Origin of the sequence: Paenochrobactrum pullorum, assembly GCF_041929845.1 — a bacterium.
In the GTDB taxonomy this organism is placed as follows: Bacteria; Pseudomonadota; Alphaproteobacteria; order Rhizobiales; family Rhizobiaceae; genus Paenochrobactrum; species Paenochrobactrum pullorum.
Genome location: NZ_JBHEEH010000036.1, coordinates 1 through 6,592 on the forward strand (window position 1 = coordinate 1; position 6,592 = coordinate 6,592).

The 6,592-nt window shown below is 47.4% G+C and carries 4 protein-coding genes and 5 pseudogenes; 3 read left to right on the top strand and 6 right to left on the bottom strand.

Features of this window, described 5'->3' with window-relative positions; all coding sequences use genetic code 11:
* Nucleotides 1–67: 67 nt before the first annotated feature.
* Nucleotides 68–187, top strand: a pseudogene (locus JNC77_RS17320) (IS5/IS1182 family transposase); the annotation flags it as partial.
* Nucleotides 188–549: 362 nt separating this feature from the next.
* Here the strand turns inward: JNC77_RS17320 and JNC77_RS17325 are convergent.
* From JNC77_RS17325 to JNC77_RS17350, 6 genes and pseudogenes are all read right to left on the bottom strand, one after another.
* Nucleotides 550–945 (bottom strand): hypothetical protein, encoded by a 396-nt coding sequence (locus JNC77_RS17325; protein ID WP_374834761.1) that lies wholly within the window; start codon nucleotides 943–945, stop codon nucleotides 550–552.
* On the bottom strand, nucleotides 938–1,156 hold the full coding sequence (locus tag JNC77_RS17330) for a hypothetical protein (protein ID WP_374834766.1): 219 nt from the start codon (nucleotides 1,154–1,156) through the stop codon (nucleotides 938–940). Before JNC77_RS17330 ends, JNC77_RS17325 begins: the two co-directional genes overlap by 8 nt.
* 96 nt (nucleotides 1,157–1,252) lie before the next feature.
* A pseudogene (locus JNC77_RS17335) lies at nucleotides 1,253–1,636 on the bottom strand (IS6 family transposase); the annotation flags it as partial.
* A gap of 402 nt (nucleotides 1,637–2,038) precedes the next feature.
* Complete coding sequence (locus JNC77_RS17340) at nucleotides 2,039–2,437, bottom strand: pyridoxal-phosphate dependent enzyme (RefSeq protein WP_374834763.1); 399 nt, start codon at nucleotides 2,435–2,437, stop codon at nucleotides 2,039–2,041.
* A complete protein-coding gene (locus tag JNC77_RS17345; RefSeq protein WP_374834765.1) occupies nucleotides 2,362–2,976 on the bottom strand; it encodes a pyridoxal-phosphate dependent enzyme in 615 nt (204 codons plus the stop codon). The genes JNC77_RS17340 and JNC77_RS17345 overlap by 76 nt, the downstream gene beginning before the upstream one ends.
* Nucleotides 2,966–3,570, bottom strand: a pseudogene (locus JNC77_RS17350) (recombinase family protein). The gene JNC77_RS17345 and the pseudogene JNC77_RS17350 overlap by 11 nt, the downstream one beginning before the upstream one ends.
* A 152-nt stretch (nucleotides 3,571–3,722) precedes the next feature.
* Here JNC77_RS17350 and JNC77_RS17355 point away from each other — a divergent pair.
* Nucleotides 3,723–4,754, top strand: a pseudogene (locus JNC77_RS17355) (DUF4158 domain-containing protein); the annotation flags it as partial.
* A gap of 133 nt (nucleotides 4,755–4,887) precedes the next feature.
* Nucleotides 4,888–6,144, top strand: a pseudogene (locus JNC77_RS17360) (Hsp70 family protein).
* Nucleotides 6,145–6,592 lie beyond the last annotated feature (448 nt).

Here is a 6,592-nt window from a genome sequence, read left to right on the forward strand (position 1 = left end):
CCAGCGGTCCGGTTCCACAAGAGCTTTCCATAGATAGCACACACGTCAAAGCGCACCGTTCGGCACAAGGCTCAAAAACTGGCGACGCATTGCAACCAGATATGATCGCCTCGCGATAAACTATCTCGCCGTAATTGCTCTTGTTTCTACAATCATCGCACGGGGGGTAATTGAGTCCTCAGCCTAGTCATACGCCTAACATTACTCCTAACCCTTAATTAAGGGTGAGAAAATGTCCGGATAATTCGGAGGCTATTACATCAAGGTAGTTCCACTGGTAGTTATCAAAGTTGATATACGTAGTGTTGTCGCAATGCTACTTTTCTAGCTTCCTACCATTTGCATGAGTTTTTCAATTCCTTCCCAGTAAGACAACCGCTCCTGTTAGAAAAATACTACTAATGGATTGAATACACGAATCGGGCAACGAATGTTGGGTTGAACTCATAGCATCAATTTGCAAGAGCTCGGAAAACGGTCGTTTTATGAGCGAGCTGAATCATATTTGAGGCAATTCAATGTCTGGGGCAGATGCAAAATTTAGTCAGGTCAGAATGCCAACCCATCAACCAAATATTGAACGTTATTATCTTTAAGGCTGATTTGCATGCGCCACCCATCCATACGGGTACGGTCTTTCCACATTTCGTCGATCCGTTTCGCCATTGAGGCGTCTCGAGCACCTGCGCAAGGATAAAACCCACATGACCCCAATGTGATTACATTCATGACAGGTGCCCCTTGCTCCATCAGGATCATTGCGCCCAAGCCATGTGATCCAGTAACGGGCAATAATAGTCTGCCATTCGGACTGAGGTGATCAAGCCAGGCAGTGACGGGATGTGTTCCCCCTGCAAATGCCACGATGAGATCAAAAAGGCCATCATTGTCGATCAGGTCGCATGCGCTATTGCCGTAACGCACTTCAACAGACTTCTTATCCACTAGGTTCTCTTGAGCGGCGAGAGCCAAACTCTGCCCGTCTCAAACACCAAAACCCTCCCGTTCCAACGAGTTGAGACAATATCGCCGTATAATATCCCGTACCCGCACCAATCTGTAGCACTGTCGAATTTTCGCGGACGTCAATCTGAGTCAGAAGACGAGCCCACATGGAAGGCTCACCAATATTAATGCCTTGTAATTCATCGAGCACTATCAATGCACAGTGATATAGATATCTTGGATCTGCATTGGGTGTCTCGACGGCAGCGACAGTGTAGAGCGGTGAACGCAACTTCCACGGTCCGTTTCCGGCGTAATTAGCGCCGCTCTTATCAATCACAACCTTGTCCGGAATACCGTTGGTTTCAATGGTTCTTTTAAAGAAAGCGGTGGCAGCAGTCTGGTCACGTTGCTCAGACAGCATGAAATCAAGGGTTTTGCCAAATTTATCAATGGCGCGATATTGATAAAGCCACCGTCCTTTCACTCTCACATAGGTCTCATCAACACGCCAGAACTGGCTGGTCGCCGCTTTACGTTGGCGCGTTCGCGCTGCGATAAGAGATGAATATTTAACAACCCACCGATTGAGGGTAGTGTGATTAACATCAATGCCACGCTCCAATAGGATCTCTTGTAGATCTCAATATGAAACCGCATAGCGCACATAGAAAAACACAGCGTGCAGAATAACAGATTTGGGATATTAGCTTCCTTTGAAGCTGATCGTCATAAACCTGAAATCCACAATGTTTCGATCCAAAAACAATAGACTAATAATTTGAAACCCAGGATACCTCAAATCTTTGCAACGGAGCCGTCAAAACTGATCGTATTGATGTTATGGCAATGGTATTCATACTGAAGGCTTACCTGCTTGGCAACAAATCTGTGTGTCGCCCTGTTCGGCTTCCTACGCCTGAAGAGGAAGATAGCAAACGTCTTTCCAGAGAACGCACTCAATTGAAGAAGGCACGGACACGTCACATCAATTGTATCCGAGCTCTACTGATCCTTCACGGTATCAGGGGGGCAGAACAAGATTAGTTCAAAATCGTACGCTTAGGTCGAACGAAAGAGGAACGTGCAGTCTTCAAACGTTGCCGCCACATACGATCACCCAAAGCCTGCGATAGTGCCTTGGAAGTTCTTGCTCGGAAATCGCTGCCAAAGCCAACGCTCCGCTGGGCTCCGCTTGTATGCCTGTTTCACGGGCCATATGCGCTCGCGCTTCGATGACGCCTGCGTCTGATGCTGCTAGTGTACGGACCCCAATTTTCTGGAGAATGCTAAAAGCAAGCGAGCCTATTTCGGTAACTTTCAGAGCATCACAGATTGTCTGCTCTTGAGCGACGATCTCCACAGGATGCGACACGTTAATAGCAGCATACAGGCGTGGATAATGCTCAGGCTCAGCTACATAAATATCGTTCTCGATCCCGCTGATCCTGAGCCCAATGAGGTTCCTGCGGCCAATCCACCGCCACCGCAAGCGACGACAATGGCATCGTCAGGAGAAGCATCATCCTTCATTGCATGAGCCAGTTCCACACCAAGGGAACAGCTACCGACCAGCATCGATGCGTCCCTGAACGGATGCAACAATGGCAATCCACGCGCTTTCGCTTCCTGTTCCGCACGATCAACGAAGTCAGATCGTGGTACGAGAAGGGCTTCCGAACCAGAATTTAGGGCCATTTCTCGTTTTGCAGCAGGTGCGTCGTCAGGCATAACGACTGTCGCTGGAATGCCAAGCTTTGATGCAGCCAACCCGACGGTTATGGGGAAGTTTCCGGAACCGCAAGCAACAACGCCTTTCGGATGTTTGCTAACTCCGAGTATAGCTCCCCTATATTTGAAGGATCCCGCATGTTGTCGGGATTCATCTACCAGCCGGATTTCCTTGGAATTTTTTGCTCCGGCAGCCAGATCGGCAAACTGGACGGGGACGCTGTGGCTTAGAACAAACTCGATGTCGGTTTCCAGGTTTTCCGAAAGCTTTTTGAATGATTGCCATGGTTCACTTGTCATTCATTTTCCCAATGTTTTCAGCAGCCTGATTCCGGATGCGCATGATTGTTTGTCTGCTTGTGGCAAATTTCCGAGCAATTGCCGAAATACTTATTCCTTCCAGCAGATCGGCAAGGACGTCCTGTTTTTGTTTATCGTCAAGTGTGGATGGACGACCCAAAGATTTCCCTTCCGACTTGGCGCGCTTGAGGCCTGATTGCGTCCGTTCGATCAGAAGGTCGCGCTCGAACTGCGCCACGGCGTTCAGCACATTCATGGTCATTATACCGGCTGAACTGGTTAGATCAGCACCACCTAATGCGAGGCAGTAAACCCTGACGCCCATTTCTGCGAGGGCTTTGACAGTACTGCTGACATCAATAGCATCACGACCAAGGCGGTCGAGCTTGGTGACGATCAGAATGTCACCGGCCTCCATCTTATCCAATAACCGGGAGAACCACGGCGCTGCGCAATGGCCGTGCTGCCGGAAACCGTCTCAGTGACGATCCGGCGTGGCTCGACATGGAAACCAGCAGCTTTAATTTTCTGAATCTGGTTTTCGGTGGTCTGTCCGGTCGTCGAGACGCGAACATAGGCAAAGGTGCGTGGCATGGGCTCAATTTCGTCCGAATAGGATGTCCGAAATATCCCCACTGTTCGAAACTATGTCAAGATAATTTGTGGACAGGGTGTTTTGACCCTGTACGCAATTGGACGATTCCGTACAGGGGTTGGGCCAACAGTACAGAGTTGGGAGAGTAAGAATGGCCAAGCGGTCGCTTCTAAAAATTCAGGACCTACATGAGCTTTTCGGCATCCCGACCGACGAAGATAGTCTGATCAGACATTATTCGCTTTCACCGGCGGATCGCCTGGAAATAGAGCTTCGTCGGCGCAAGCAAAATCAGTTTGGCTTTGCTATGCAACTTTGCCTGATGCGCTACCCTGGAAGAGCGCTCCTGCCGAATGAAGTTCCCCCACCGATGCTGCTCAACTATATCGCCGAGCAGATCAACGTAGATCCAAGGTTATTTAATTTATACGCAACGCGTGAGGAAACTCGACGCGAACATATTGGGCATTTGCAGCGCTATCTCGATCTGCGGAGTGCAACCGCTGAAGACCGTCGCGCCGCTTTGCGTGCGGGTATTGAAGCAGCATCCCAAACAGATAAAGGGTTGTCGATAGCAAAAGCGATTATCGCCACATTCCGCGAGCAATGCGTTCTCCTACCGGCAGTGAACATGATCGAGCGAATGGGGCTCGCAGCCCGTGCCATTGCTCGTCGTCGCGCTACAATTGTCGCTCAGCTTATCAAGCTCGGCCAAAAACTCACTGACGATGCGGTAACGATGTTCATCAAGCTGATCCGTCGGCTATTCTCAAAAGCCAATAACAAGAAAAAGCAGCAGCATATGAATGCTCGGATGGAAACATCCAAAGCGCTCAGATTATTCCTCGACACAATTGTCGCTTTGCAGAACGCCAACGATGCTGATGAAGATGCAATCAGAGTGATAAACAGAGAGGTTGGTTGGCATAAGCTGCTCCAGATCAAGCCTAACCTTGAAGCCATGGTTGAGAACGCTGACACATCGCCTTTGGCGACGGCGGCAGAACAATACGCGAATGTTCGAAAGTTCGCAGGCGTGTTCCTTCAGACATTTAAGTTTCACTCACACCGAAAGCATGATCCGCTTCTGGCAGCGATCTCAACCCTGAAAGGGCTTTATACGGAAGGGAGGCGTGTTCTGCCGGATCGCGTACCGGTCGGTCATCTCGGATCGGTTGAGAAAACCACACCGAACACCATGTGTAATCGTAATATTTTTTCCTATTTATGAGTGATGCAGCATTGACTTGTATTCTTTCTCATGTGACCTGCCACGTTCGCAAATATATGAGTAATAAATTGAGCTAGGATAAGCCATGACTGCGCTGATCGGTGGTATCGACTTCGGTACGTCTAATTCAACCGTTGGTATTGTAAAGAACGGAGCACCGCAGCTGACAGCTCTTGAAAATGGCATGGTTACACTGCCAAGTGCGATCTTTTATAATTTTTAAGACAACCAAACCTATTATGGGCGCCACGCCATTTCTGACTACATGGAAAATGTTGATGGTCGTTTGATGCGCTCGCTGAAAAGTGTTTTGGGTACATCATTGATCAAAACAAAAACGCAGGTCAAAACCCGCTCGCTGGCTTTCACCGATATTCTTGGTGAGTTTATCGGGCATTTGAAATCTCATCTGGATCACGCGCAAGGCGGAAATGTCGAGCATGTGGTTTTTGGCCGTCCGGTATATTTTGTTGATGGTAATGAGACAGCTGATCAGGCAGCACAAAGCCAATTGGAAGCCATTGCGCGTGATAATGGCTTTAAAGAAATTGCCTTTCAGTTTGAGCCAATCGCTGCTGCGCTGAATTATGAGCAGAGCGTAAAAAAAGAAGAGTTGGCACTTATCGCCGATATCGGGGGCGGTACATCTGACTTTTCAATCATTCGGCTTTCACCAAATCGTGCGGGCGTGTCGGATCGCAAAAGTGATATATTGGCTAATACCGGTGTTCATATCGGAGGTACCGATTTTGATAGGCTGTTTAGCATGGCTCATGTGATGCCGGAACTTGGTTATCAAACACCTTCAAAAGACGGAAAACGTAATCTTCCGGTGAGTTATTTCATTGATCTTGCGACATGGCATCGTATTAATCTTCTTTACGATAATAAAGCGAAAGCCGATTTGCGGGAAATGCGTTACGAGGCTGCCAGACCGGAATTACTCGACCGAATGATTGATATTGTTAATGAGAAGCAGGGGCATGCGCTTGCTGGTTGTGTAGAAAAGGCAAAGGTTTCGCTCACCGATGAGGCAGAAACAAATATCAATGTGGAATTATCGGAAGAACGCCTTATCATTCCTGTTACGTGTGCGGATTTGAATATTGCTATTGAGCGCGCTGTCGTTAGAATTGGCGATACAGTAAGCAAAACCATCGCGGATGCAGGTATCAAGGCGAGCGAAATTGATACTGTATTTTTAACAGGTGGCTCGACTGCGATTGAAGCCGTGCAACAGAATATATTGCATTGGATGCCTGAAGTTAAAGTGGTGGAAGGCGATATGTTTGGTAGTGTGGGGCTTGGTCTGGCCTTGGATGCATCACGAAAGTTTATTTGAATCTTAACCTATGATCGGGCGTCATGGGTCTTATAAAAAACCACGCGCAGGTTCGTGTTCAGCTAAACTCTCTGCACACAATCTAATTAGAGCTTCACGAATAGGTATCGTACTGCAATGCAATTCTCTTGCAGCGCATTTCGATGCAAATAGTTGATCCACTCATCAAGTCTCTATAAATTGTTAACTTCTTGAGTCTAGTATAAACTATGTGTGATCTTATTATAAGCATAATATTTACATTTACTTCGAAGCAGGTAGCCATATAATGCTCATTGATATACAAAGGACAATGCTTCAGAACCATGATAAATTTAATTTTTGCACTTTCATTTATTTTTATACAAAAAGCTCCGTTTTTGTTTATCTTATAAAATTGGGGAGAAGCTTAAGAACTCAGCTAAAGAGAGCCAAGTCCAGAACAAAACATAATGACAACTATATTTAT